This is a genomic window from Bradyrhizobium sp. A11 (assembly GCF_042077125.1).
GTDB classification, from domain to species: Bacteria; Pseudomonadota; Alphaproteobacteria; order Rhizobiales; family Xanthobacteraceae; genus Bradyrhizobium; species Bradyrhizobium japonicum_B.
In genome coordinates this window covers 1,951,643-1,976,001 of the sequence record NZ_CP149509.1, presented here as the reverse complement: position 1 = coordinate 1,976,001, position 24,359 = coordinate 1,951,643, and the positions used below count along the sequence as shown (strand labels likewise).

Here is a 24,359-nt window from a genome sequence, read left to right as displayed (position 1 = left end):
CTGGAGTTGCTTGCGCGAGCGGGCCTTAATCCACCATGTCCGCAACGGCCTTTCCGCACGCCGTGGTGTCGGCATTGCCGCCGAGATCCTTGGTGCGCAGCGTGCGTTCGGCCAGCGTGCGCTCGATCGCTTCGACGATCGACTTGCCGGCTTCCTTCTCGCCGAGATGCTCGAGCATCATCGCGCCGGACCAGATCGCGCCGATCGGGTTCGCAATCCCCTGCCCCGCAATATCGGGCGCCGAGCCGTGCACCGGCTCGAACACCGAGGGAAAGTCCCCCTCGGGATTGATGTTACCTGACGGTGCGATGCCGATCGTGCCGGTGCAGGCCGGGCCGAGATCGGACAGGATATCGCCGAACAAATTGGAGCCGACCACGACGTCGAACCAGTCCGGGTGCAGCACGAAGTTCGCGGTCAGGATGTCGATGTGGTACTTGTCCCACTTCACGCCCGGATATTTCTTGGCCATCGCCTCCACGCGCTCGTCCCAATAGGGCATGGTGATGGAGATGCCATTGGACTTGGTCGCCGAGGTGAGGTGCTTCTTCGGCCGCGACTGCGCGAGCTCGAAGGCGAATTTCAGGATGCGGTCGACGCCGATGCGGGTCATCACCGTCTGCTGCGTCACGAACTCGCGGTCGGTATTCGGGAACATGCGGCCGCCGACGGAAGAATATTCACCTTCGGTGTTCTCGCGCACCACCCAGAAATCGATGTCGCCGGGCTTGCGGCCCGCCAGCGGCGACGGCACGCCGGGCATCAGCCGCACCGGGCGCAGGTTCACATATTGATCGAACTCCCGGCGGAACTTGATCAGCGAGCCCCACAGCGAGACGTGGTCCGGAATCTTGGCCGGCCAGCCGACCGCACCGAAATAGATCGCATCGTGCTTGCCGATCTTCTCCTTCCAGTCATCGGGCATCATCTGGCCGTGCTTCTCGTAATAGTCCCAGGACGAGAAGTCGAAATGATCGAAATGCACCGAGACGCCGTGCTTCTTCGCCGCCGCCTCCAGGACGCGCAGGCCCTCAGGCATCACTTCCTTGCCGATGCCGTCGCCGGGAATGACCGCAATCCGGTATTGTTTCTTGCTCATCGAGAACGTCCTTGGTTGGTCCGGCAGCCGCCGTCTTTTTGACCGCACTGCAATGGACCAAACGCGTCGGCAGTGCAACGCTGCACTGCAATGTTGACCATGGCGGGACCAAGCGCCTACTGATTTGATCCTGTTTCTATCCTGCGAGTACCCTCATGGATCTGCATCTGCGTGGCAAGCGCGTCCTGATCACGGGCGCGTCCAAGGGCATTGGCGCTGCCGCCGCCGAGGCGTTTGCAGAGGAAGGCGCACATCTCCTGCTCGCCGCCCGCAGCGGCGAGGCGCTGAAGGCGCTGGCCGACCGCCTGCGCGCCGCACACCAGATCGATGCCGCTACGAGCATCGTGGATCTGCGCAAGGAAGAGGATGTGGCGCGGCTCGCCAGGGAAGCCGCCGACATCGACGTTCTCGTCAACAATGCCGGCGACATTCCCGGCGGCTCGATCGACAAGATCGACGAGGCCGCCTGGCGTCACGCCTGGGAATTGAAGGTGTTCGGCTATATCAACCTGACGCGGCATATCTACGCGCAGATGAAGGCCAAGGGCGGCGGCGTCATCGTCAATGACATCGGCGCGGCCGGCGAGAAGTTCGACGCCAATTACATCTGCGGCAGCGCCGGCAATGCCGCGCTGATGGCCTTCACCCGCGCACTGGGCAGCAAGAGTCTCGCCGACAACATCCGCGTGGTCGGCATCAATCCGGGCCCTGTCGGCACCGATCGCCACGTCACGCTGCTGAAGACGCGGGCGAAGCAGCAGTTCGGCGACGAAAGCCGCTACAAGGAATTCCAGAAAGGCCTGCCGCTCGGCCGCCCCGCGCATGCGCGCGAGATCGGCGACCTCATGGCGTTCCTGGCCTCGGACCGCGCCGGCTATACGTCGGGCGTGATCTACACGGTGGACGGCGGCATCAGCGCGGGCTGGGGTTAGTTTATCGTCATTGCGACCGCAGCGAAGCAATCCAGGAATGTAATCCGCGGGTCGCAGTCTGGATTTCTACGCTGCGCTCGCAATGACGACACAATGAGCACAGGAGTAAAATAATTGTCTCAAGACCTGATCCGTGAAACCGCATGCGCCGTCGTCGACAAGCTGCGCTCCGGCGACGTCTCGCCGCTCGAACTGCTGGACGTGCTGGAGAAGCGCATCAGTGAAGTCGAGGGCAGGGTCAATGCACTGCCGACCCTGTGTTTCGATCGCGCGCGGGACAGCGCCAAGGCGCTGATGCACAAACCCGCGGGCGCGCGGGGGTTGCTCGCGGGCCTGCCGGTGCCGATCAAGGATCTGACCGACGTTGCAGGCGTCTTGAACACGCAGGGCTCGCCGATCTTCAGGGATAACGTCCCCGCCAAGTCCGACCTCATGGTCGAGAACCTCGAAGCCAACGGCGCGGTGGTCTACGCCAAGTCCAACACGCCGGAATTCGGTGCCGGTGCCAACACCTTCAACGAGGTGTTCGGCGCGACGCTCAATCCCTGGGATACGACGAAATCTGCGGCAGGCTCCTCGGGCGGCGCGGCAGTGGCCCTGGCCACCGGCATGGCCTGGCTGGCGCAGGGCTCGGACATGGGCGGAAGCTTGCGCAGCCCCGCTGCCTTCTGCAGCATCGTCGGCATGCGGCCGAGCATCGGCCGGGTCGCGCACACGCCGAAGGCGGGCATCGATCGCAATCTCGGCGTGCAGGGCCCGATGGCGCGCAACGTCGAAGATCTCGCGCTGCTGCTGGATGCCATGAGTGGCGACTACGCCATCGATCCGCTGTCGCTGCCCGCCCCTGCGACCTCGTTCCTGTCGGCGGCGCAGGCGGGCAAGAAACCGAAGCGCATCGCCTACTCGCCCGATCTCGGCATCACCCCTGTTGATCCCGAAGTGAAAGCGATCACGCGGAAGGCGGCGGAACGCTTCGCCGAGGCCGGCGTCATCGTCGAGGAGGCGCATCCCGACTGGCGCGAGGCGCATGAATGTTTCCACGTGCTGCGCGCCTTCGATTTCGCGATGACCAAGGCCAATCTGCTGCGCACCAAGCGTGATTTGCTCAAGCCCGAGGTGATCTGGAACATCGAGGAGGGGCTCAAGCTCACGGTGGAGCAGATCGCGCGCGCCGAGGCCCAGCGCGTCGGCATGACCGAGCGCGCGGTCGAGTTCTTCAAGACCTACGATCTGCTGCTGACGCCGACCACGATCGTGCCGCCCTTTCCGATCGAGCACCGCTATGTCGCCGAATGCGCCGGCAAGAAATTCGACAACTACGTCGAGTGGCTCGGCATCGTCTACGCCATCACGCTGGCCTGCTGTCCCTCGCTGTCGCTGCCCTGCGGCTTCACGGCGTCGGGCCTGCCGATCGGCGTGCAGGTGGTCGGCGCACCGCGCGCGGACGCGCAAGTGATCGCCGGCGCAAAGGTGCTGGAGGATGTTCTGGGCTTGCGCGGGACGACGCCGATCGATCCGAAGGTGAAGATGTAGCCGGACGTGCCCCCGGACGCAGCGCAGCGCCTCTTCGGCGGCGCGTTGCAGAGCCGGGGCACGAGAACCCAGATAGTCACGCTCCATGACGACGCCCCCTCGCATCACCCTGATCCACGCCCTCAAGCACTCCATCGTCCCGATCGAGGCCGCGTTTGCGAAGGCGTGGCCGGCGGCGCGACTGATGAACCTGCTCGACGACAGCTTGTCGGCGGATCTGGCCCGTGACGGCAGGCTCAACGACGCCATGACCGAGCGCTTCCTGGCACTCGGCGATTATGCGGCGGCGACGGGCGCGGATGGAATCCTGTTCACCTGCTCGGCCTTCGGCCCCTGCATCGAAGCGGTCGCGCGCGCGCAGGCGCCGATGCCGGTGCTGAAGCCGAACGAAGCGATGATCGAGCGCGCGGTGACGATGGGCAGGCGCATCGGCCTGCTCTCCACCTTTCCACCAACGCTGGCCTCGATGCCGCCGGAGTTTCCGGCCTCGGTCCAGGTCGTTCCGAAACTTGCCGACGGCGCGCTGGCGGCGCTCGACCGCGGCGACCGCGCCACGCACGATCGGCTGATCGTCGAAGCGTCACAGGACCTGCGCGATTGCGACGTCATCGCGCTGGCGCAGTTCAGCATCGCGGCGACGGCACCGCTGGTCGCTGACGCCACCGGCCGTCCCGTCGTGACCACGCCTGACAGCGCCGTCGACAAACTGATGACGCTGTTGGGAGCGAAGGCTTAGGCACCCGTCGCTTTTCGACGCCGCGCGGCCCTGATCGCGAGCGCGAGCGCGGCCTTGGTCTCGTTGACGAAATCCTCAACCAGCTCCTCGCGCGTGGCGTGGGCCGCCTCGCCGGTGAACAGGCCCTGCTCGGCCAGCATCACGACGCCGTGCAGCGCCGCCCAGATCTTGAGCGCTTGCCGCTCGCGCAAATAGCCGACGGCAGGCGCTTCCAGCGCCTCGATCACCAGCGCGAACGTCTCGCGCGTGACCTCGTGCAGCTCGCTGCCCTTGGCTGCGCAGGAGACGGTGCGCGAGGCGAACATCAGGCGGTAGATGCCGTTGCGGCGCAGGCCAAAATCCAGGGTCGCCTGTGCCAGCCGTGACAATTTCGATTGCTTCGACGGCCTGGCCATCGCCTCGCGCAGGACCGCACTGAGCTGCCGGAACGCCTCCGCCGTCACCGCCGCAAGCAGCGCCTCGCGATCGGCAAAGTGTCGATACGGCGCCGGCTGAGACACACCGAGCTGCTTGGCCAGCGCCTTGATGCTGATCGCCTCGGCGCCGCCCTGCTCCGCCTCGCGTAGCGCGGCCTTGATCAAAGCATCGCGAAGATCGCCATGATGGTAGGTGTTTTCGGGCTTGCGGGCGAGTTGGGAGCGCATGTTGTGGCCAAGCCTACAAGTTTGCGCTTGACAGGGAAAGCCTGCCGCGAATGTAATAGCATATAACTTAAAGCCCGCGGCAAATGCCGCGAATAAAATTGACATGAGGAACGCGCCGCCCTGCGGGCCACGCGCGGATACGACCAAGGATGCCGCCATGACAGAGCGACTGAGGGTTCACGTCGATCCCGACAAATGCCAAGGCCACGCGCGCTGCAAAGCGCTCGCGCCGGAACTCTTCGAGCTCGACGAATTTGGCAACGCGCACGAAGCCGGCGACGGCACGGTCCCGCCCGGGCTCGAAGACAAGGCCTGGCTTGCCAAAGCCAATTGCCCGGAAATCGCAATCGACGTGATCGAGGAGTAGCACGGGCGCCCTGTGTGCCCGCGCGATTCGACCGCCAGCCCGAGGATTCCCTGTCATGTCCGACGTCAGCCAACCTGTCGCCCATCCGCCCGTCACCGACTGGGTCAACGATTTCGATCACACCGATCCGCAGTGGACGAAAGACCCGTTCCCGATCTGGGAGAAGATGCGCGCCGCAAGCCCGATCGTGCACACGAATCGCTTCCTCGGCTGCTACATGCCGACGACCTATGAGGCCGTGCGCGAGATCGCCAACGACACCGAGCATTTCTCCTCGCGCCGCATCATCGTGCGCGATGTCCGGCCCGAAGTCGCCAGGAACGCAGCTCCGCCGATCACCTCCGACCCGCCCGTGCACAAGCCGGCCAAGCAGCTCCTGCTGCCGCCGTTCACGCCGGATGCGATGAAGAAGCTGGAACCGCGGATGCGCGCGATCTGCAATGAGCTGATCGACGGGTTCATCGCCGACGGCAAGGTCGATGCCGCCGCGCGCTACAGCAAGTACATTCCGGTTCGGGCGATTGCGCACATGCTGGGCATTCCCGAAAGCGACAGCGATCTGTTCATCAAATGGATCCACATGATCCTCGAGCTCGGCATCAAGGACGAGAGCAAGCTGCTGCAGGCCGTGCAGGAGATGAGCGCCTATTTCACCGCGCACATCGAGAAGCGCAAGACCGACCCGACCGACGATCTCATCTCCTACCTGATGAACGCCAGGGACAAGGAGGGCAATCCGCTCGAAGATTCCCACGTCCTTGGCTCGCTGCGCCTGCTCCTGATCGCCGGCATCGACACCACCTGGAGCGCGATCGGCTCCTCGCTCTGGCATCTGGCGAAGACGCCGGCCGATCGCGAGCGGCTGATCGCCGAGCCGGGCCTGATGCCGATCGCCGTGGAGGAGCTGCTGCGCGCCTATTCGCCGGTGACGATGGCCCGCGAGGTGGTCAAGGACACGACGATCTCGGGCTGTCCGGTCAAGGCGGGCAACATGGTGCTGTTGTCCTTCCCGGCCGCCAATCGTGATCCCAACGTGTTTCCGGATGCCGACACGGTCGTGATCGACCGCCGCGAAAATCGCCACGCCGCCTTCGGCCTCGGCATCCACCGCTGCGTCGGTTCCAACCTGGCGCGTATGGAGATGCAGGTTGCGCTGGAGGAATGGCTGAAGCGCATTCCGGACTTCCGGCTCGATCCGGCAGGCACGGTGACCTGGTCGCAAGGCACGGTGCGAGGCCCCCGCCAGTTGCCATTTCTGCTCGGAAAGGCGATGTAAGCCTTTCCGACACCGGAACGGAGAGGCTGGACGGCCATGGCTGACGACAACGAGCCGCCCGACAGCAAATTGACGCGCACCAAGGAAGCATGGGCGCGTGAGGGCCGCTTCCTCACCGGCAGGATCGCGCGGCCGGAAGACCAGCGCCTGCCGCCGGGCCAGCATCTCACCAAGGATTGGCCGGTGCTCGATCTCGGCGTCACCCCGCCGATTTCGCGCGAGCGCTGGCGGCTCGACGTCTACGGTGCAATCGAGACCCCGGTGTTCTGGACTTTTGCGGAGTTCGCGGCGCAGAAGCAGGCCCGGTTCACCTCCGACATCCATTGCGTCACGACCTGGTCGCGCTACGACAACGAGTGGGAAGGGCTCGCCACGCGCGAATTGCTGGCGGCCTGCCAGCCGCGCGAGGGCGCGCGCTTCGTTGTGCTGCATTCCTACGACGGCTACACCACCAACCTCGCGCTGGAAGACTTTGCCGCCGAGGATGCCCTGCTCGCCCATAGCTGGTCCGGCCAGCCGCTGACGGAGGAGCATGGCGGCCCGGTGCGGCTGGTCGTGCCGCATCTGTATTTCTGGAAGAGCGCGAAATGGCTCCAGGCCATCGAATTCCGGACCGACGACGCGCCGGGCTTCTGGGAGGTCCGCGGCTATCATAACCGCGGCGATCCCTGGGCCGAGCAGCGCTATTCGGACGATTAGAGTTCAGATTGGAACGAGGGAAAGCCATGCCGACGGAACGCTTTCAATTCACGGGCGAAGGCGGCCATCAGCTGGCGGCCGCGCTGGAATTGCCGGACGGCGAGCCCGCGGCGTACGCGCTGTTCGCGCACTGCTTCACCTGTGGCAAGGATACGCTGGCGGCCAAGCGCATCGCGGTCGCGCTCGCCGCCAAGGGCATCGCGGTGCTGCGCTTCGACTTCACCGGGCTCGGCTCGAGCGAAGGCGATTTCGCCAACTCCACGTTTTCCTCCAACGTCGCCGATCTCGTGCGCGCCGCCGACCATCTGCGCGGCGTCCGCAAGGCGCCCTGGATCCTGATCGGCCACAGCCTCGGCGGCGCCGCGATCCTTGCCGCAGCCGGACAGATTCCGGAAGCCAGGGCCGTCGCGACCATCGCAGCCCCATCCGACCCGGCGCACGTAACCGGCCTCTTCAAGGCGCATCTCGACGACATCCGCGCACAGGGTGAGGTCGAAGTCTCGCTCGCTGGACGTCCGTTCCGGATCAAGCGCGAATTCCTCGAGGACATCGCGGAGCACGAGTTGATGAGCGATGTCACCGGCCTGCACAAGGCGCTGCTGGTGATGCACTCGCCTGTCGACGACACCGTCGGCATCGACAACGCGACCAAGATCTTCGTTGCTGCCAGGCATCCCAAGAGCTTCGTCTCGCTCGATCACGCCGATCATCTGCTCAGCAAACCCGCCGACGCGCTCTACGCGGCCGACGTGATCGCGGCCTGGGCGGGCCGCTACATGGACACCGCGAAGCCCGCGAAGGCGATGGATCTGCCCGAGGCACCGCGGCAGGTCGTGATGCAGGAGACCCGCAAGAGCAAGTTCAACCAGAGCATCATTGTCGGTCCGCATCATCTGGTGGCGGACGAGCCGGTCGCGGCCGGCGGCGAGGACGCGGGCCCCGGGCCCTACGATTTCCTGCTCGCGGGCTTAGGAGCCTGCACCTCCATGACCATGCGCCTCTATGCCGACCGCAAGTCGATGCCGCTCGATCGCGTCACGGTCACGCTGAAGCATTCCAAGATCTACGCCAAGGACTGCGCGGAGTGCGACACGCGCGAGGGCATGCTCGACCAGATCGAACGCGACATCACGATCGATGGCGCGCTCGATGCCGAGCAGCGCAAGAAGCTGATGGAGATCGCGGACAAGTGTCCGGTGCACCGGACGCTGACGTCGGAGATCCGCATCGTGACAAAGGCGGTGGATTAGCTCAGGCGATCGTCGAGCCCGCTTCGGCGGCCTTTACCGGCTGAACCCGTAGCGCGCCGCGCAGGCCCGCCGTCGTGCCGAGCACGATTCCGGCGAGCGCGACCAACGAGCCCAGCGCGAGCGTCGACATGCCGGTCAGCCCCTGCCCGATCGAACAGCCGAACGCCATCACGCCGCCGATCCCCATCAGCGCCGCGCCGCTGCCCGAGCGCAGCATGTGGCGTGGCGAGGAATAGCCTTCGAGCTTGAAACGGCGGGTTGCGAGCGCCGTCGCCAGGCTGCCGGCGAGGACGCCCACGACCGTGGCGATGCCGAAGTTCAGCGTCAGGCCGGTCGAGAGCATGGCGTATTGCAGGCTGTCGGCGATCGGCGCGATGAATGTCAGGGAGGTCACCGGGATCGGATTGAAGTCGTCGGCGCCGAGATGGCCGGTGACGACCCAGCCACCGGCGACGAGGAGGCCAACGATGGTCCCCGCTACGATCTGGCCGGGCGAGCGGCGGAACCCAGGATGCGCGAACGCAAACAAGATCAGCGCGACGACCATCGCCGCAGTGGCAACCACGCGCGAAAGCGCTTCCGTCAGACCCAGCGTCGCCAGCAAGGACGGCAGCGATTTCGCGTTGACGGTCGTTTGCGAAGCCTGAACCAGCGCGATGCGCGCCGGCGCGATCAGGCCTTTGAGGGTCATCTGGGCGGCGATGGCGAGCACGATCACGACGACGAAGGAGCGGAGATTGCCGCGGCCGAGCAGCACCAGCGCGCGCGAGCCGCAGCCGTTCGACAGCACCATGCCGTAACCGAACAGCAGGCCGCCGAGGAACAGCACCGGCGCCGAGAACGATGGTTGCAGGTAGATGGTCTTGCTGAGATCGACGATGCCGTTGCCGGCGAGGCATTGGCTCGCGGCGATTGCCACCGCGATCGCCAGTGCATAGGTCCGCACCAGCCGTCCGTCTCCCTCGGCCAGCCAGCCGCGCATGCTGCTCATCAGGCAGAAGCCGCTGAGCAAACCCACCGCGCCGTAGACAAGACCGATGCCGAGGCCGGCGAGGATGACGAGTTCGGACGATTCCATGATTACGGCTTCAGGATCACCCGGTCGCGCGAAGAGCCGGCGACGGCGACATAGGCCTCTTTGGCACGCTCGAGCGGATAGACGGCATTCGCCTTGATCGGGAACGGCTTGAGGTGGCCGCTCGCAAAGCCCGGGCCGAGGTCGCGCAGCACTGCGCCGGTCGCCGTCGAGGACAGGCCGAGCGTATCGATGCCGACATAGGTGTGCTGTCCCCGGTAGAATTCGAGGATGTTGAACTGCACGATGCGGTCGATCGCGGCGATCAGGATCTGGCGACCGCGCAAGGCGAGCGACTTGTGCGCTGCCTCGAAATAGGGATCGCCCACCGTGTTGAAGACGATGTCGGCGCCCTTGCCGCCGGTCACTTCGCGCACGCGCGCGGCGACGTCGGTCGCGGAGGCATCGATCACCTCGATTGGCGCATTGCTGTGGCCTTCGTAAGCCTCCGCCTTGCGGACCACGCCGATGACGCTTGCGCTCTGCCAGGTCGCGATCTGCACCGCGGCCTGTCCGACCTTGCCGTTGACGCCGAACACCAGCACGGCGTCGCCTTTCTTCGGCAAGCCCGCGCGGCGAAAGCCTTCCATCGCGGTGACGAAGGGCACGCCGATGCCGGCAGCCTCCTCCCACGACACCGTCTTCGGCTTCTCCACCACGGCGTCGGCCTCGACTACGAGATGGCTGGCATGGGTGCCGTCGCGGCGGATGCCGAGATCGCCGGAGGAGCCGAACACCTCGCGGCCGACCGTGCCGGCCGGCCCGTCGAGGACGATGCCGGCATAATCGCGGCCCGGCGTGCGCGGGAACACGGCATAGGGCATCAGCCCGGTCGCGGCCTTCACATCCGATGGGTTGACGGCGGCAGCTTTCACCTCGATCAGGAGATCGTTCGGGCCACGCGTCAGCGCGTGACGCTCGACCGTCGGCGCAAGCGCGGCGGCATTTTCGGCCTTGGCCTTGAGGCGCACGCAGCGCGCTTCGACGGATTTGGCATCCAGTGGCGACATGAAAGGACCCGCGATTTATCGCGGGCCTTGTCGCCTCTGAAGCCGGTCGAGTCAATCCGTCCGGTCAGTCCTTGGGCCGCTTGTCGTAGAGCCGCTTGGCCTTGCCGAGCGAGCGTTCCAGCGTGTCGGGCGCAACCACCCTCACCTTTGAGCTGATCCCGATCGTGTTCTTGACGTGGGTCGAGATCCGGTCGGCGTGGTCGACGAGGCCCCGGCCATCCCAGCTCTCGGGTCGCGCTTCGGCGATGATGGTGAGCTCGTCCATGCGGCCTTCGCGGGTCAGCTCGAGAATGAAGTGGCCGCCGCACCAATCAGTCGCGAGCAGGACCTCCTCGATCTGGGTCGGGAACAAATTGACGCCGCGCAGGATGATCATGTCGTCGGAGCGCCCGGTCACCTTCTCCATGCGGCGCATGCCCGGCCGTGCCGTGCCCGGCAGCAGCCGTGTCAGGTCGCGGGTGCGATAACGGATCACCGGGAACGCTTCCTTGGTGAGCGAGGTGAAGACCAATTCGCCCTTTTCGCCGTCGGGCAGCACCGCGCCGGTCTCGGGATCGATCACTTCGGGGTAGAAATGGTCCTCCCAGATGTGCAGGCCGTCCTTGGTCTCAATGCATTCCTGCGCGACGCCGGGGCCGATCACCTCGGACAGGCCATAGATGTCGGTCGCGTCCATGTCGAAGGCGTCCTCGATCTCGCCGCGCATGGCGTTGGTCCAGGGCTCGGCGCCGAAGATGCCGACCTTGAGCGAGCACTGGCGCGGATCGAGCTTCTGGCGCTTGAACTCGTCGAGGATCGCCAGCATATAGCTCGGCGTCACGGTGATGATGTCGGGCCGGAAATCGTTGATGAGCTGCACTTGCCGCTCGGTCATGCCGCCGGAGATCGGCACCACGGTGCAGCCGAGCTTCTCGGCGCCGTAGTGCACCCCTAACCCTCCGGTGAAGAGACCATAGCCGTAGGCGTTGTGGATGATCATGCCGGTGCGGCCGCCGGCGGCGCGGATCGAGCGCGCCATCACCTCGGACCAGGTCTCGACATCGGCTTGCGTATAACCAACCACGATCGGCTTGCCCGTCGTGCCGGAGGAGGCATGCACGCGCACCAGCTTCTCGCGCGGCACGGCGAACATGTTGAACGGATAATTGTCCCGCAAATCCGTCTTCACCGTGAACGGAAATTTCGCAAGATCGGACAGCTCGCGAAAATCGGACGGATGCACGCCGGCCGCGTCGAACGCCTTGCGATAATGCGTGACGTTGTCGTAGGCGTGCTTCAGCGACCAGGCCAGCCGCTGCTTTTGCAGCGCCATGATCTCGTCGCGCGAGGCGCGCTCATGCGCGTCCATCTCGGGGCTATAGGCGCGGCCGCCTTGCTCGAGCCTCGTCAGGTTCATCTTCGTTTCCCCACATCATCGGTGTTCTTCTTGTTGTCTTATTGGTTTCATGGCTCCCGGGCCGGCAGCCAGGTTCCGGGAATGACGCGTGAATGTCCGCGGAATTCCGCGATCACGACGTCGCCGACGGTGACTCGCACGTCATAGATGCCGGAGCGCCCGCCGCGCGTGACCTCACGCGCCTTCGCGACGAGGCGATCGCCGAGCCTGCCCGGCTTGATGAAGGTGATCTGGCCCTGCGCCGCGACGACGCGGTCGTTGTGCGAGTTGCAGGCAAAGGCGAAGGCGGAATCGGCCAGCGTGAAGATGAAGCCGCCATGGGCGATGCGCTGGCCGTTGACCATGTCCGGCCGCACCGTCATCGCCAGCGTCGCGAAGCCCGGACCGATCTCGACGATCTCCATGCCCAGTCCCTTGGAGGCGTCGTCCTCCGCCCACATCGCCTCGGCGCAGGCGCGGGCGACATTCTCAGGCGACAAAGCGGCTTTGAGGTTCACGCGCCTCTCCCGGTCAAATGCTTGCACATGATGTTCTTCTGGTTGGCCAAAACTGTCAAATAATGCGACGCATTTGCATCGCCGGGCACTGATGCGCCCTGTCAGACATGGTCATAATCGACCACGACGCGCTCCGACGACGGCTTGGCCTGGCAGGTCAGGACGAAGCCCGCCTTCAGCTCCCACGGCTCCAGCGAATAGTTGATGTCCATGGGCGCTTCGCCTTCGACCAGCTTGGCCCGGCAGGTCGAGCACATGCCGCCCTTGCAGGCAAAGGGCAGATCGACGCCGGCGCGCAGCGCGGCATCGAGGATCGCCTCGTCCTCGGCCACTGGCACCTCGCGGCGCTTGCCGTCGATGATCAGCGAGGCGATCGCTTTCGGCGGCGCGTCGGGGGCAACCGCCTTCTTCGGCCGCGGCTTGCCGCCGAACTCGGAGACGAAGCGCTCGACGTGGATGCAATCCTGCGCGATGCCGAGCGCGCGGCAGGTGGCCTCGATGTCCTCGCTCATGCCAAGCGGCCCGCAAATATAGACATGATCGACGCTTCCCGCCGGCACCAGCGAGCGCAGCAATACCCTCACCTTGTCGCCGTCGAGCCGGCCATGCAGGATCGGGATGTCCTGCTCTTCGCCGGAGATGACGTGGAAGAGCGAGAGGCGATCGATGAAGCGGTCCTTCAGTTCCTCCAATGCTTCGAGGAACATGATGTTGTCGGTGCTGCGGTTGCCGTAGAACAGGAAGAAGCGGCTGTCCGGCTCGCGCGCGAGCACGCCCTTCACGATCGACAGGATCGGGGTGATGCCGGAGCCTGCGGCGAAGCCGACATGAATGCGCGCCCGGTCTGCCGGGGGAACCACGCCGAAGCGGCCGGTCGGCGTCATCACGTCGAGCTCGTCGCCGCATCTGAGATCCTCGGCTGCCCAGCTCGAAAACGCGCCGCCGTCGACCTTCTTCACGGCGATGCGGATCTCGCCGTCGTCAGGGCCGGAACAGATCGAATAGGAGCGGCGCACCTCCTCTCCGTCCAGCATGGTGCGGAGCGTGAGATATTGGCCAGGCGTGAAGGCGTAATCGCGCGCGAGCTCGCCGGGAATCGCGAAGGTCATCGACACGGCGTCGGAGGCCTCGCGGCGGAGGTCGCTGACGGCCAGGCGATGGAAGCGTGGTGCTGCGGCGGACATGATCAATGACACTTGAAGTAGTCAAAAGGTTCGCGGCACGACTTGCAGCGCCACAGCGCCTTGCAGGAGGTCGAGCCGAATTCGGACAGCAGCTCGGTGTCCTCCGAGCCGCATTGCGGGCAGGCCACAGCCTGGGCGCCGAACAGCGCACGGCGCGAGCTCGACGCTTGCGGCGGGGCGATGCCGAAGGCACGCAGCTTCTGGCGCCCTTCCTCGCTCATCCAATCGGTGGTCCACGCCGGCGACAGCACGGTTCGCACCTTCGGATGACGGAAACCGGCGCGCTCCAGCGCCAGCTCGATCTCCAGCGCGATCATGTTCATCGCCGGACACCCCGAGTAAGTCGGGGTGATTTCGACCTCGACCTGATCGCCGTCGACAACGACCTCACGGAGCACGCCGAGATCGGAAATGGTCAGGACCGGAATCTCCGGGTCGACCACGCTCGCCGCCGCGTCCCAGGCGCGCCGGCGCAGCTCGCTATCGCGCTCCAGCACTCTCACCATGTCAGCCCCGGAAAGGTGCGCTGCATCGATTGCAGCTCGGACAGGAGATGGCCGAGATGTTCGCTGTGCCGGCCCGTACGGCCGCCCTGCTGCGTCCAATCATTCTGCGGCAGGACGAGCGTGGCTTCGCTGACGACATCGGAGATCGTCTGCAGCCAGCGATCGCGCAACAGCCCGGGATCGATGGCGATACCGGCCTGGATCAGGGCGCGCTCGCCTTCGTCCACCTCAAACATCTCGCCGGTGAAAGCCCAGAGGTGATCGATCGCGGCTTGCGCGCGGGCGTGGCTCTCATCGGTGCCGTCGCCGAGCCGGATCAGCCATTCCGAAGCGTGGCGCAGGTGGTAGGCGCTCTCCTTCTCCGACTTGGCGGCAATCGCCGCCAGCGTCGTATCGCGCGAGGTCATCATCGCGCGCCAGTAGAGGTCGGCGAACGCGGAATAGAACAACTGCCGCACCAAAGTCTGGGCAAAATCGCCGTTGGGCTGCTCGACCAGGAGCAGGTTGCGGTACTGCCTGACGTCACGCAAGTAAGCGAGCTTGTCCTCGTCGTTGTCCCTGCCTTCGACCTTGGCAGCGTAGCTGTAGAGCTCGCGCGCTTGGCCGATCAGGTCGAGCGCGATGTTGGAGAGCGCCATGTCCTCTTCCAGCATCGGCGCATGTCCGCACCATTCCGACAGCCGATGGCCGAGGATCAGCGCGTCGTCGGCGCGGCGCAGCGTGTAGAGCACCAGCGGCGTTTCGGAGACCTCGATATTGGCAACGGGCATCTGTCCTATCCATCTTGCCACTTGTTCCGACCTCATCCTGAGGAGGCGCGCAGCGCCGTCTCGAAGGATGGCCGCAGTTCACGGGCCTTCATGGTTCGAGACGCGTTTCGCGCTCCTCACCCTGAGGGGAGAGAGCGCTACATATGCCCCACTTCCTCGGGCACCTCGTAGAATGTGGGGTGGCGATAGATCTTCGATTCCGCCGGCTCGAACATCATGCCCTTCTCGGCGGGATCGCTCGCGGTGATCGCGCTCGAAGGCACGACCCAGATCGACAGGCCTTCGCCGCGGCGGGTGTAGATGTCGCGGGCGGCTTGCAGGGCCATGGTGGCATCGCTCGCATGCAACGATCCCACATGCTTGTGCGCGAGCCCGTTGCGGCTGCGAATGAAGACTTCCCACAGCGGCGTGTTCGGCGTGGCCATATTGGTCTCCCTATTCCGCGGCTTGTGCGGTCTGGCGCTGCGCGCGCTTCGCCGCATAGGCTGCGGCCGCCTCACGTACCCAGGCGCCCTCCGCATGGGCCTTGCGGCGCGCGGCGATGCGGTCGCGATTGCAGGGGCCGTTGCCGGCGAGCACCTGCTTGAATTCGGTCCAGTCGATCTCGCTGTAGCGCCAGTGCCCGTCGGCATCCTGAATCATGCCGGGATCGGGAATAGTGAGGCCGAGATATTGCGCCTGCGGCACGGTGGCATCGACGAATTTCTGGCGCAGCTCGTCGTTGGAGAAGCGTTTGATCTTCCACTTCGTCGAGGTGTCGCTGTGCTGGCTCGCCACATCGGGCGGGCCGAACATCATCAGCACCGGCCACCACCATCTGTTCAGCGCGTCCTGCGCCATAGCCTTCTGCTCGTCCGAGCCCCGGCACAGCGTCAGCATGATCTCGTAGCCCTGGCGCTGGTGGAAGGACTCCTCCTTGCAGACCCTGATCATCGCGCGGGCATAGGGGCCGTAGGAGCAGCGACACAGCGGGATCTGGTTCATGATTGCGGCGCCGTCGACCAGCCAGCCGATGGTTCCGATATCGGCCCAGGTCAGCGTCGGATAGTTGAAGATCGAGGAGTATTTGGCTTTGCCGGCGAGCATCGCGTCGACCAGCTCTTCGCGGGAGGCGCCAAGCGTCTCGGCAGCGGCGTAAAGATAAAGGCCGTGGCCGCACTCGTCCTGCACCTTGGCGAGCAGCGCGGCCTTGCGGCGCAGCGTCGGCGCGCGCGTGATCCAATTGCCTTCCGGCAGCATGCCGACGACTTCGGAATGGGCGTGCTGGGAGATCTGGCGGGTGAGCGTCTTGCGGTAGGCCGCCGGCATCCAGTCGTTCGGCTCGATGCGCTCCTCGGCGTCGATGCGGGCCTGGAACTGCGCAGCCTTGGCCGCGTCCTCAAGACCGCGGTCGTCGGTCTCGGCCGTGTTCAGCGCCTGGGTATACATGCGCATCCTCCCAATTCATTGAGAGGCAATATATAACAAGAATTAGTTCATGCAAGATATTTCTGTAACATAAAGCTCAAGCCTCGAACCTCCGTTCCAGGAGTTTTCGCGCCGGCGGCAATGGCCCTTTTTCGTTGGTTCCATGACCATCGAGCCATTGCTCGGACGGCGCAAGCAGCGCGCGATAGATTTCGCCGCAAAGTTCTCGCGCCGCCCTGCCCGGCCAGTCCGCCGGCAACAGGCTTTCGGGCAGCAGCGGATCGCGCAGCACGACACGGCGATAATAGTGGATCAGCAGGATGCGCGCGGTGAAGGCGTCGGCCTCGGACAGCTCCGTGCCGCGCGCGATCGCGGCGCGCAGCGGCTCAAACGTCTTCATGAATTTCAGATAGGCGTCCGCGGTGCGCTGCAGCGGCCAGCTCGCGCTGAGGAGGCGGCGCCCGCTGTCATCCTCCGCCGAGACTTCGAGCCGGATGGCGCCCGCGGCTTCTTCCGGCACGGGCAAGCCCGACGGCGCGACCCACACCCCCGGCAACGGACTGCCGAAGCCGGCGTTGCGCAACGCCTCGCGCGAGACGTCACGATCCTCGCCGTTGCCGATTAGCAGCAGCTCGAAGCGCCCGGTCCAGTCCGACGGCGGCGGGTCGTAGATGTGGCGCGTCGCAGCTTCAAACGTCTGGCGTCCCTTGTCGGCAAGCCGATAGAAACTGTTGCGACCAACCTTCTCCCGGGCGAGCCAGCCATCGGCTGCAAGACGCGACATCGCGGTGCGGACGACGCCGCTATCGATGTCCAGACCTTCGAAGAATTCGAGCAGCGTGCCGAGCCACACCACGCCGCCGCGCGGCACGATGGCATCGCCGAACACGGTGATGACGATGGAGCCGGTGCGCGACGGTTCGCGCTTGAGCTGGTCGATGATGCGAGAGAGCGGATGCGCCATGGGGCATGGCATAGCGCGTTTGGCGCCGGCGCGACAATGGACGCGAGCGACGCTCTTGGTCTCCCTCTCCCCGTTCTTACGGGCGAGGCGAAGAAGGAATCACCGATGCGGATCGGGATACGCCAGGCTGCGCCAGCCGCTGCGATCGAACGGGCGCCACTGGCCTTCCTTTTGCGCGAGGCGATCGGCCACCGCATAGACCACGGCGGGATGATGGCCCATGCCGCAATGACTGCTCTCGACCTCGATGCTCTCGGTCTGCGCTCCCGCTTTCTCCATGCAGCCCTGCCAGGCGCAGACGCCGTCGGTGCGGCTGAAGATGGCGGTGGTCGGCACCGGTGGCGGAACGGCGAGTTCGCCGCCAAACCGCGGATCGACCTCATCGGCCTTCCGTCCGCTGGCCCATTCATAGACGCGCCAGGCGTTGGTGGAGCGGGGATTTCCGGCGAAGGGACTGCCAAGCGTAATCACCTGGCGCACGCGATCGGGCATCATCTTGGCGAGCTGCCGGGCATAAAGGCCGCCGAGGCTCCAGCCAACCAGGCTGATCTTGCGGCCGTGCGTTTCGCTGAGCTCTTCGACCAGATCGACCATCGCGTGCTGCACGCCGTCGCGCAGGCCGTAATTGCGGCCCTGGCGCCAGCCGCTCACCGCGTAGCCCTTGCTGGTCAGAAACGAGCGCAGCGCACGAGTGGACGCGTCCGAGGCCACGAGGCCCGGCAACACCAGCACGGGGTGTCCATCGCCGCGCGGCGCGAGGCTCAGCAGCGGAAGTGCGCCGAGGAATGCGCCGAACTCGTGGATCGCGCGTCCCTCCAGAAACATCAGGGTGCGGGACGGCGGACGCAGCGTCTGGGCAGTAGCGGTCATCAATGTTTCCCCTGGGAAGAACTGGATAAAGGACGCCGGGACGGGGCCGGCAAAGCATCTGAATTCCAACCCTCCGGCTTCTTGATCGTTCCGCATTGCAGCATGAATCAGCTGCACAGCCGGTTCCCGGCATTGAAGCCGGGGTGAGCCCAGGCGACAATAGGCCTGAGTGCTAATGCCGGAAGCCGTGACGCAAAAGTCACAGCCATCGGAGCAGGAATTCTACGGAATAGAGCGCCAGGCCGGCGAGGCCGCCGATCAGCGAGCCGTTGAAGCGGATGTATTGCAGGTCGCGCCCGATGTTGATTTCGATCAGCGAAATCAGCTGCGCCATATCCCACGCCTTGACCTGATCGGAGATGAAGATCGAAACGCCGCTCTTCTGATCGGCAATGAAGCTGCGCAACACCGTCACCAGCCCCTTGTTGATCTCGCCGCGCAGCTCGGCATCCCCGGCGAGCGCTTCGCCTGCCGCGACGAACATGCCGGCGAGATGATGCTGCAGCACTTGCGTTTCGCCGCTCGCGCTGCGCTCGATGAACGAGCGCGTGTTGGCCCAGACCGTGCGCGCAAGATCGGCGAGCTCGGGCCGCGCCAGCAGGTCACGCTTCAATCCGGCGATGCGGTCGATATAGGCCTGATCGGTGCCGAGCCGGTCGACGAAGCTCAGCACCATGCGATCGAACTCGCCGCGGAACGGATGGGTGGCATCGCTGCGCACCTCGTTGAAGAACGCGGTGGCGGACGCCACGATCTTGTTCACCAGAAACTTGTCGGCGCGGTAGAGCCTGAGCAGGGTCGGCAATTCCGCGCGCACCTTCTCGCGGATCATCGCCATCGTCTCCTTCTGGTTCATCGTCTCGTGCATCACCCGCAGGAGATCGTCGAACAGGATCTGGTGGCGTCCTTCCGCCACGAAGCCGCGCAGCGTGCCGGCGGCAAGCGGCGCGAGGTCGATCGCCTGGAGCTGCGATGACATGCGGCGGATGATGAAGGTCATCAAGCCGGAGGTCTCCGTGGCCGAGAAGGCCTCGGGCAACAGGCGTAACGCGAAGCGAGCAAGGTCATCGCTGCGTTTGCGGTCGCGCAGCCAGTCGGCAATGAAGGAGCCGAAATCGATTTCCTTCAGCTTGGCCTCGACGGGACCGGCCTCGAGGAAATGCACCTGGATGAACTCGCCGAGCTTGTCGGCGATGCGGGCCTGGTTGCTCTGGATGATCGCGGTATGCGGAATCGGCAGGCCGAGCGGCCGCTTGAACAGCGCCACCACGGCATACCAGTCGGCGAGGCCGCCGATGGTCGCGGCTTCCGCGAAGGCGGCGATGAAGCCGAACAATGGGTGCACCGGCAGGAGCCATTTTGCCACGATGAAGAGCGCTAGCGTCGAGGCCAGCACCAGCGTCGCCAGCGCCTTGACGCGGCGCAGCTCGGCCGCGCGTTCGGCATCGCCAGGAGTGTCGAAGGTGAAGGTGGCGGGTGGAGTCATCACTGCGTCACAATACTCGTCATTGCGAGCGAAGCGAAGCAATCCAGAATCTTTCCGCGGAACGACTCTGGATTGCTTCGTCGCAAGGGCTCCTCGCAATGACGGCGGAGACGATGGCGGCTGCAGCGCAAGAAACAAAAGGCCCGCCGAAGCGGGCCTCAAATTCAGTTTCTGCTCAGGGCGCCAGATCAGGCGGTCTTGTTGTAGACCTTGGCAAAATTGTCCTGAGCGGACTTCGCACCGTTGGCAGCGAGCTTGCCGAAATAGTCGGCGGTCGCCTTGGCACGCGAGACGAACACTTCGCCGCGCGAGCGGAGCAGGCCCGACTGGATCTCGATGGCCTCGCTGAACGACTTGGCGGAGGCGAGCTTGTCGATGCTCGAGAGGAACGCCTCGGCGTCCTCATAGATCGCCTGCTGGATGTTGCGGCTGATCTTGCCGGCTTCAGCGACGGATTCGGTCACCGCGTTCTCGACGGCGGCGGTCACGCGCTCGGAGCCTGCGAAAGCCTCGGCAGCACGGTCCTTGGCAGTGTTGGCGGTCTTCTTGACGAACTCGCGGGCAGCCTCGGGAACTTCCAGATTCTGGATGTTCTTGAAAGCGTCCTTGAAGCCCTCGAAAGCGGTGTTGGTTTCAGTGGTCATGGGGTTCTCTCCATCCTCATTGCTCTGAGCTATGGGCTCACCCCGTCCGCATTGGCCCGGGGCACGACCTATATGGCATAGTTAATTGTGCAGCGCAATATTCATATTGCACTGCGACATCACGAAACCGTGATAAACCTGAATAAGAGGCATCCTGATGCCTCCTTGGCCACTGGCCGCTCGCGTGCCGGCCGCCTTTTGGCGATCCCTAGTGCTGCACCGCGCCCGGCAGCCCATAGGCCTCCATCTGGGCCTGGACCTGCGCAATGTTGTGACCGAGCACGACGATGTCGTGGGTCTTGCCGTCGACGTCCCGGACGTGGTCCCGCAGCAGCGCTTCGGCCTTGAAGCCGAGGCTCTCGAACACGGCGATCGCCGCCTGCTGGTCGACCGTCATCTGGACCGAGAGCTTTTCCAGGCCCGCCCCGAGTGCGAGCGCAAAGGTCTCCTGCGACAGCGCCCGCCCCACCCCCTTCCCGCGCACATCGAGCGAGACCACCATCCGGATCTCGCCGACATGGGGCGACCAGGAATGGGGATCGCGCACCAGCGTGCCGCAGCCGACGACCTTGCCGTCCTTGACCGCGAGCAGGCTCGTGATCGCGCCCCGCTCGATCTCCTTGACCCAGGCCGACAGCACCTTCGGCTCGCTGATATTGCGCGGCAGGAACAGCAAATCGTGGGTCGGCAGACCCTTGCCGAAGGCGAGCACCGCGGCCTCGTCGGCGGGCGCCATCAGACGAATCTCGATATCGCCGGCGTCCGTCTTGACGTGACGCGGATAGGAACGCTGCTCGCTCATGTCGATCTCTTTCCCAGCCAGGAATCCAGTTTCGGCCATAGCCGCTTCACGGCGTTGGCGCCCGCGACCAGCGAGACGTGGCCGCCTTTCAGGATCACCTCTTCCTTGTCCGCAGATCCGATCTTCGCGATCAGGTGCTTGGCGGCCTCATACGGCACGATGTGGTCGTGCTCGGCGACGGCATGGAGGATCGGCACCTTGATGTTCTCGAGCTTCGCCGTGCGGCCGCCGACCGACATGGTGTCGTTGAACAGCTTGTTGTCCCACATCAGGTCCTTGGTGATGGTGCGGAAATATTCGCCGGCCAGCGGCAGCGTGTCGGTCGCCCAGCGATCGAACATGCGATAGGATTTGACGAACTCGTCGTTCCAGATGTTCTCCCAGAGCTGGATCTGGCTCACCGTGCGTGAGGCCGGGCGCAGCATCTCGAACGAAGACAGGATCATCTCCGGCGGCACGTTGCCGACGCTGTCGACGAGACGATCGACGTCGAAATAGCGGCGGTCGGAGAAGTTTGAGAACAGCTTCATCTCGCGGAAGTCGATCGGCGTGGTGAAGCAGATCAGGTTCTTCATCGGCCCGTCCTTGTGGATGGAGCCGTACAGCAGCGACAGCACGCCGCCGAAGCAATAGCCGATGACCGAGACGTCCTGCTCACCGGAATCGGCCTGCACGCGGCGGACGCAATCCGGGATGAAGTCGAGGACATAGTCCTCCATCCGCAGGCTCTTCTCCTCCGGCCGCGGCGCGCTCCAGTCGAGCATGTAGACGTCGTATCCGCGCTTGAGCAGGAACTCGATGAAGCTCTGCCCGGGGACGAGGTCGAGGATGTAGCCGCGATTGGTGGTCGCCATCACGATCAGCACCGGCACACGGTAGATCTCGTCCGACATCGGCCGATAATGATAAAGGTTCATGGTGCCGCGCGAATGCAGCACGTCCTTCGGCGTCGAGCCGAGCGAAGGGCCCGAGGTCGAGAAATATTCAACGCCCTTGATGCTGCGCTGGATGGCACGCTGCACCTCGGTCTGGATCCGCTCCGGGATTGACGCGAGATCGAGTCCCGCCGGCCCGTTCATGTCGGCTCTCCGGGATCGGAAGGCGGCCGCTTCGTCCGTGGCGGCCGCGGGGTGCTGTCGAAGCCTTGCGTGATGCCGGAATTCGCCGCCATCTGGCTCAGCATCGCCTTGATCTCGCCGATCTGAGCCTCGACCGACTGGAGCCGTTCCGCAAGACCCGTGACCTGCTCCCGGCTCGGCAGGTTCATCGTGACGAGATATTTCTCCATGAGCTCGCCGAGCTGCTTCTGAGCACCTGCAGCAACTCCACCGGCACGGTTCATCGCCTGGGAAAATTCCGGCGACGACATGGCCTGGTTGGCGAAAGAGTTGAACCCCTTCTCCATCTCGCCGACCATCTTCTGCCACATGGCAACGGGGTCATTGGTCTTGTCGGTCATCGGCGTCCTCCTGAAAACGAGAGCTGCGATGCCCTTCTTTTCTCGCCATACCACACCGTTGCGCGGTGTCGGTCAACCGGCAAGCGCACGCGCTGCTCGGCACGCCGCTTCTTTGTGGCGGCAAACCGTGCGATACAACACCGATCAGCAGGAGGGACCCGTGACCACCCATCAGCCGCCCCAGACCGTCCGCGCCAACGGCATCGACATCTGCTACGAGATCTTTGGCAACGACAACGCCGAACCGCTGCTGCTGATCATGGGTCTCGGCGCGCAGATGATCCACTGGGACGATGCGTTCTGCGAGCAGCTTGCCGCGCGGGGTTTCCGCGTGATCCGCTTCGACAATCGCGATATCGGCAAGTCCAGCCATCTCACCGGCGGCAAGCGCCTGACGCCGCTCGAGCTGCTGAAGCTGCGCTTCCTCAGGATTCCCGTCGCCGCGACCTACAAGCTGATCGACATGGCGAAGGACACGGTCGGGCTGATGGATGCGCTCGGCATCAAGTCGGCGCATCTGGTCGGGGCGTCCATGGGCGGCATGATCGCCCAGGAGGTGGCGCTGTCGTTTCCGCACCGCGTCCGGTCGCTGACATCGATCATGTCGACCACAGGCAATCCGCGCATTCCGCCGCCTTCGCGCGAGGCCGCCGCAATGCTGATGGCGCCGCCGCCGCGCAGCAAGGAGGAGTTCATCGTCCGCTACGGCCAGACCTGGAAAGTGTTGCGCGCCGGACATTTTCCGGAGGAGGAAGCGCTCGATCTAGAGCGTGCCGAGCGCGTGTTCGCGCGCGGACTCAATCCGGCGGGCGTCGGCCGCCAGCTTCGCGCCGTGCTGGCGTCCGGCAGCCGCAAGGAGCGTCTGCACGCCGTGCAGGTGCCGACGCTGGTTATTCACGGCACCGTCGATCCGCTGGTCCGTCCCGAAGGCGGCAAGGACACCGCGGCGTCGATCCCGAACGCCAAATTGCTGATGATCGAAGGCATGGGCCACGCGCTGCCGATGCGGTTCTGGCCGGAGATCATCGACGCCATCGACAAGCACGCCCATGGCGCGGCGGCGCAGGCGGCCTAGCTCTTCTTCGCGATCCAGATCACGTGGCGCGCGCCGCCGCCTCGCCCGGTGGCGCGGACATTGACTTCGTTGACGTCGAAGCCGGCGGTGCGAAGACGCCTGGTGAAGGCGGGGCTGGGTCCCGACGACCAGACCGCGAGCACGCCGCCCGGGCGCAGCGCCGTCTTCGCTGCCGCGAGCCCGCTCGCGCTATAGAGCGCGTCATTGCCCTTGCGGGTCAGCCCTTCCGGCCCGTTGTCGACGTCGAGCAGGATGGCGTCGAAGGCCGACCGCTGCGCGCGGATGATTTCGCCGACGTCGATTTCCCGGATCTTCACCCTGGCATCATCGAGGCTGTCGCCGAAGACCTCCGCCATCGGACCTCTCGCCCAGGCCACCACCGCCGGCACCAGTTCTGACACCACGATCTTCGCCTTGGGCCCAAGCACCGTCAGCGCCGCACGCAGCGTGAAGCCCATGCCGAGGCCGCCGATCAGGACGACGGGCTTGGCCACCTTCTCGATTTGCTTCGCCGCCAGCGTTGCGAGCGCGGCTTCCGAGCCGGACAGGCGGTTGTTCATCAGCTCGTTGGTGCCGAGCTTGATGGAGAACTCCTTGCCCCGCCGCATCAGCCGGAGCTCCTCGTCGGAGCCGGGGATTCTTGCGGTGTCGATCTTTTCCCAGGGAATCATCCCCGGG

At 65.0% G+C, this 24,359-nt stretch carries 27 protein-coding genes; 8 read left to right on the top strand and 19 right to left on the bottom strand.

All coding sequences use genetic code 11. The features are described from left to right. Positions 1 to 25: 25 nt before the first annotated feature. Positions 26 to 1,099 (bottom strand): tartrate dehydrogenase, encoded by a 1,074-nt coding sequence (locus WI560_RS09175; protein WP_375307729.1) that lies wholly within the window; start codon positions 1,097 to 1,099, stop codon positions 26 to 28. 155 nt (positions 1,100 to 1,254) lie between these two features. On the opposite strand from WI560_RS09175, the gene WI560_RS09170 reads away from it, so the two are divergent. From WI560_RS09170 to WI560_RS09160, 3 genes are all read left to right on the top strand, one after another. Continuing rightward, positions 1,255 to 2,031, top strand: coding sequence for an SDR family oxidoreductase (locus WI560_RS09170; protein WP_375307728.1), 777 nt, complete (start codon positions 1,255 to 1,257; stop codon positions 2,029 to 2,031). Positions 2,032 to 2,145: 114 nt separating this feature from the next. Then, entirely contained in the window at positions 2,146 to 3,564 is a 1,419-nt protein-coding gene (locus WI560_RS09165) for an amidase (RefSeq protein ID WP_375307727.1), read from the top strand. 85 nt (positions 3,565 to 3,649) lie between these two features. Beyond that, positions 3,650 to 4,300 (top strand): aspartate/glutamate racemase family protein, encoded by a 651-nt coding sequence (locus WI560_RS09160; RefSeq protein ID WP_375307726.1) that lies wholly within the window; start codon positions 3,650 to 3,652, stop codon positions 4,298 to 4,300. On the opposite strand, the gene WI560_RS09155 is transcribed toward WI560_RS09160, so the two are convergent. After that, on the bottom strand, positions 4,297 to 4,944 hold the full coding sequence (locus WI560_RS09155; RefSeq protein ID WP_375307725.1) for a TetR/AcrR family transcriptional regulator: 648 nt from the start codon (positions 4,942 to 4,944) through the stop codon (positions 4,297 to 4,299). The two genes, WI560_RS09160 and WI560_RS09155, sit on opposite strands and share 4 nt — an antisense overlap. A gap of 157 nt (positions 4,945 to 5,101) precedes the next feature. On the opposite strand from WI560_RS09155, the gene WI560_RS09150 reads away from it, so the two are divergent. The 4 genes from WI560_RS09150 to WI560_RS09135 are packed head-to-tail and all read left to right on the top strand — an operon-like array spanning position 5,102 to position 8,536. Continuing rightward, the gene (locus WI560_RS09150; protein WP_028135239.1) at positions 5,102 to 5,311 is read left to right on the top strand and encodes a ferredoxin; all 210 of its coding nucleotides are present in this window, start codon (positions 5,102 to 5,104) and stop codon (positions 5,309 to 5,311) included. A gap of 55 nt (positions 5,312 to 5,366) precedes the next feature. Continuing rightward, positions 5,367 to 6,587, top strand: coding sequence for a cytochrome P450 (locus WI560_RS09145; protein ID WP_375307724.1), 1,221 nt, complete (start codon positions 5,367 to 5,369; stop codon positions 6,585 to 6,587). Positions 6,588 to 6,623: 36 nt separating this feature from the next. After that, positions 6,624 to 7,286: a sulfite oxidase-like oxidoreductase gene (locus tag WI560_RS09140; protein WP_375307723.1), complete on the top strand. Its 663-nt coding sequence runs from the start codon at positions 6,624 to 6,626 to the stop codon at positions 7,284 to 7,286. Positions 7,287 to 7,312: 26 nt separating this feature from the next. Further along, on the top strand, positions 7,313 to 8,536 hold the full coding sequence (locus WI560_RS09135; protein WP_375307722.1) for an alpha/beta fold hydrolase: 1,224 nt from the start codon (positions 7,313 to 7,315) through the stop codon (positions 8,534 to 8,536). Between the two features lies 1 nt (position 8,537). Here the strand turns inward: WI560_RS09135 and WI560_RS09130 are convergent, their stop codons facing one another. From WI560_RS09130 to WI560_RS09055, 16 genes are all read right to left on the bottom strand, one after another. After that, the gene (locus tag WI560_RS09130) at positions 8,538 to 9,614 is read right to left on the bottom strand and encodes a YeeE/YedE family protein (protein WP_375307721.1); all 1,077 of its coding nucleotides are present in this window, start codon (positions 9,612 to 9,614) and stop codon (positions 8,538 to 8,540) included. 2 nt (positions 9,615 to 9,616) lie between these two features. After that, positions 9,617 to 10,621, bottom strand: coding sequence for a zinc-binding alcohol dehydrogenase family protein (locus WI560_RS09125; RefSeq protein WP_375307720.1), 1,005 nt, complete (start codon positions 10,619 to 10,621; stop codon positions 9,617 to 9,619). A 64-nt stretch (positions 10,622 to 10,685) separates the two neighbouring features. Beyond that, positions 10,686 to 12,017: a phenylacetate--CoA ligase PaaK gene (gene paaK, locus WI560_RS09120; protein WP_375307719.1), complete on the bottom strand. Its 1,332-nt coding sequence runs from the start codon at positions 12,015 to 12,017 to the stop codon at positions 10,686 to 10,688. Between the two features lie 47 nt (positions 12,018 to 12,064). Continuing rightward, positions 12,065 to 12,514 (bottom strand): hydroxyphenylacetyl-CoA thioesterase PaaI, encoded by a 450-nt coding sequence (gene paaI / locus WI560_RS09115; protein WP_375307718.1) that lies wholly within the window; start codon positions 12,512 to 12,514, stop codon positions 12,065 to 12,067. A gap of 101 nt (positions 12,515 to 12,615) precedes the next feature. Continuing rightward, positions 12,616 to 13,698, bottom strand: a complete 1,083-nt coding sequence (gene paaE, locus WI560_RS09110; protein ID WP_375307717.1) for a 1,2-phenylacetyl-CoA epoxidase subunit PaaE — start codon at positions 13,696 to 13,698, stop codon at positions 12,616 to 12,618. Between the two features lie 2 nt (positions 13,699 to 13,700). Next, entirely contained in the window at positions 13,701 to 14,204 is a 504-nt protein-coding gene (gene paaD, locus WI560_RS09105; RefSeq protein ID WP_375307716.1) for a 1,2-phenylacetyl-CoA epoxidase subunit PaaD, read from the bottom strand. Then, the gene (paaC, locus tag WI560_RS09100; RefSeq protein ID WP_375307715.1) at positions 14,198 to 14,974 is read right to left on the bottom strand and encodes a 1,2-phenylacetyl-CoA epoxidase subunit PaaC; all 777 of its coding nucleotides are present in this window, start codon (positions 14,972 to 14,974) and stop codon (positions 14,198 to 14,200) included. Before paaC ends, paaD begins: the two co-directional genes overlap by 7 nt. Before the next feature lie 137 nt (positions 14,975 to 15,111). Beyond that, the gene (gene paaB / locus WI560_RS09095) at positions 15,112 to 15,399 is read right to left on the bottom strand and encodes a 1,2-phenylacetyl-CoA epoxidase subunit PaaB (RefSeq protein WP_015687593.1); all 288 of its coding nucleotides are present in this window, start codon (positions 15,397 to 15,399) and stop codon (positions 15,112 to 15,114) included. A 10-nt stretch (positions 15,400 to 15,409) separates the two neighbouring features. Continuing rightward, entirely contained in the window at positions 15,410 to 16,402 is a 993-nt protein-coding gene (gene paaA, locus WI560_RS09090) for a 1,2-phenylacetyl-CoA epoxidase subunit PaaA (protein ID WP_375307714.1), read from the bottom strand. A gap of 76 nt (positions 16,403 to 16,478) precedes the next feature. Next, positions 16,479 to 17,345: a phenylacetic acid degradation operon negative regulatory protein PaaX gene (paaX, locus tag WI560_RS09085; protein WP_375307713.1), complete on the bottom strand. Its 867-nt coding sequence runs from the start codon at positions 17,343 to 17,345 to the stop codon at positions 16,479 to 16,481. 99 nt (positions 17,346 to 17,444) lie between these two features. Next, positions 17,445 to 18,215, bottom strand: a complete 771-nt coding sequence (locus tag WI560_RS09080; RefSeq protein WP_375307712.1) for an esterase/lipase family protein — start codon at positions 18,213 to 18,215, stop codon at positions 17,445 to 17,447. A 199-nt stretch (positions 18,216 to 18,414) separates the two neighbouring features. Beyond that, positions 18,415 to 19,701: a DUF445 domain-containing protein gene (locus tag WI560_RS09075; RefSeq protein WP_375307711.1), complete on the bottom strand. Its 1,287-nt coding sequence runs from the start codon at positions 19,699 to 19,701 to the stop codon at positions 18,415 to 18,417. Between the two features lie 188 nt (positions 19,702 to 19,889). Then, positions 19,890 to 20,345 carry a phasin gene (locus WI560_RS09070; protein WP_375307710.1) on the bottom strand — a complete coding sequence of 152 codons (456 nt, stop codon included), beginning with the start codon at positions 20,343 to 20,345 and terminating at the stop codon, positions 19,890 to 19,892. A gap of 208 nt (positions 20,346 to 20,553) precedes the next feature. Further along, positions 20,554 to 21,147: a GNAT family N-acetyltransferase gene (locus tag WI560_RS09065; protein WP_257193606.1), complete on the bottom strand. Its 594-nt coding sequence runs from the start codon at positions 21,145 to 21,147 to the stop codon at positions 20,554 to 20,556. Beyond that, positions 21,144 to 22,226 (bottom strand): PHA/PHB synthase family protein, encoded by a 1,083-nt coding sequence (locus WI560_RS09060; protein ID WP_375307709.1) that lies wholly within the window; start codon positions 22,224 to 22,226, stop codon positions 21,144 to 21,146. Before WI560_RS09060 ends, WI560_RS09065 begins: the two co-directional genes overlap by 4 nt. Further along, positions 22,223 to 22,606, bottom strand: coding sequence for a hypothetical protein (locus WI560_RS09055; RefSeq protein WP_375307708.1), 384 nt, complete (start codon positions 22,604 to 22,606; stop codon positions 22,223 to 22,225). Before WI560_RS09055 ends, WI560_RS09060 begins: the two co-directional genes overlap by 4 nt. A 160-nt stretch (positions 22,607 to 22,766) precedes the next feature. Here WI560_RS09055 and WI560_RS09050 point away from each other — a divergent pair, with 160 nt between their 5' ends. Beyond that, entirely contained in the window at positions 22,767 to 23,681 is a 915-nt protein-coding gene (locus WI560_RS09050) for an alpha/beta fold hydrolase (RefSeq protein ID WP_375307707.1), read from the top strand. Here WI560_RS09050 and WI560_RS09045 read toward each other — a convergent pair. Next, a complete protein-coding gene (locus WI560_RS09045; protein WP_375307706.1) occupies positions 23,678 to 24,352 on the bottom strand; it encodes a spermidine synthase in 675 nt (224 codons plus the stop codon). The genes WI560_RS09050 and WI560_RS09045 overlap by 4 nt on opposite strands. Positions 24,353 to 24,359 lie beyond the last annotated feature (7 nt).

Excerpts from the sequence above, each read along its gene's own strand:
- paaE (WP_375307717.1), bottom strand. The coding sequence starts at position 13,698 with ATGTCCGCCGCAGCACCACGCTTCCATCGCCTGGCCGTCAGCGACCTC.
- WI560_RS09130 (WP_375307721.1), bottom strand. The coding sequence starts at position 9,614 with ATGGAATCGTCCGAACTCGTCATCCTCGCCGGCCTCGGCATCGGTCTT.
- WI560_RS09160 (WP_375307726.1), top strand. The coding sequence starts at position 3,650 with ATGACGACGCCCCCTCGCATCACCCTGATCCACGCCCTCAAGCACTCC.
- WI560_RS09135 (WP_375307722.1), top strand. The coding sequence starts at position 7,313 with ATGCCGACGGAACGCTTTCAATTCACGGGCGAAGGCGGCCATCAGCTG.
- WI560_RS09175 (WP_375307729.1), bottom strand. The coding sequence starts at position 1,099 with ATGAGCAAGAAACAATACCGGATTGCGGTCATTCCCGGCGACGGCATC.
- WI560_RS09140 (WP_375307723.1), top strand. The coding sequence starts at position 6,624 with ATGGCTGACGACAACGAGCCGCCCGACAGCAAATTGACGCGCACCAAG.
- WI560_RS09170 (WP_375307728.1), top strand. The coding sequence starts at position 1,255 with ATGGATCTGCATCTGCGTGGCAAGCGCGTCCTGATCACGGGCGCGTCC.
- WI560_RS09155 (WP_375307725.1), bottom strand. The coding sequence starts at position 4,944 with ATGCGCTCCCAACTCGCCCGCAAGCCCGAAAACACCTACCATCATGGC.
- paaB (WP_015687593.1), bottom strand. The coding sequence starts at position 15,399 with ATGGCCACGCCGAACACGCCGCTGTGGGAAGTCTTCATTCGCAGCCGC.
- WI560_RS09145 (WP_375307724.1), top strand. The coding sequence starts at position 5,367 with ATGTCCGACGTCAGCCAACCTGTCGCCCATCCGCCCGTCACCGACTGG.
- WI560_RS09070 (WP_375307710.1), bottom strand. The coding sequence starts at position 20,345 with ATGACCACTGAAACCAACACCGCTTTCGAGGGCTTCAAGGACGCTTTC.
- paaD (WP_375307716.1), bottom strand. The coding sequence starts at position 14,204 with ATGGTGAGAGTGCTGGAGCGCGATAGCGAGCTGCGCCGGCGCGCCTGG.
- WI560_RS09065 (WP_257193606.1), bottom strand. The coding sequence starts at position 21,147 with ATGAGCGAGCAGCGTTCCTATCCGCGTCACGTCAAGACGGACGCCGGC.
- paaC (WP_375307715.1), bottom strand. The coding sequence starts at position 14,974 with ATGCCCGTTGCCAATATCGAGGTCTCCGAAACGCCGCTGGTGCTCTAC.
- WI560_RS09060 (WP_375307709.1), bottom strand. The coding sequence starts at position 22,226 with ATGAACGGGCCGGCGGGACTCGATCTCGCGTCAATCCCGGAGCGGATC.
- paaX (WP_375307713.1), bottom strand. The coding sequence starts at position 17,345 with ATGGCGCATCCGCTCTCTCGCATCATCGACCAGCTCAAGCGCGAACCG.
- paaA (WP_375307714.1), bottom strand. The coding sequence starts at position 16,402 with ATGTATACCCAGGCGCTGAACACGGCCGAGACCGACGACCGCGGTCTT.
- paaK (WP_375307719.1), bottom strand. The coding sequence starts at position 12,017 with ATGAACCTGACGAGGCTCGAGCAAGGCGGCCGCGCCTATAGCCCCGAG.
- WI560_RS09075 (WP_375307711.1), bottom strand. The coding sequence starts at position 19,701 with ATGACTCCACCCGCCACCTTCACCTTCGACACTCCTGGCGATGCCGAA.
- WI560_RS09055 (WP_375307708.1), bottom strand. The coding sequence starts at position 22,606 with ATGACCGACAAGACCAATGACCCCGTTGCCATGTGGCAGAAGATGGTC.
- WI560_RS09080 (WP_375307712.1), bottom strand. The coding sequence starts at position 18,215 with ATGACCGCTACTGCCCAGACGCTGCGTCCGCCGTCCCGCACCCTGATG.
- WI560_RS09125 (WP_375307720.1), bottom strand. The coding sequence starts at position 10,621 with ATGTCGCCACTGGATGCCAAATCCGTCGAAGCGCGCTGCGTGCGCCTC.
- WI560_RS09150 (WP_028135239.1), top strand. The coding sequence starts at position 5,102 with ATGACAGAGCGACTGAGGGTTCACGTCGATCCCGACAAATGCCAAGGC.
- WI560_RS09045 (WP_375307706.1), bottom strand. The coding sequence starts at position 24,352 with ATGATTCCCTGGGAAAAGATCGACACCGCAAGAATCCCCGGCTCCGAC.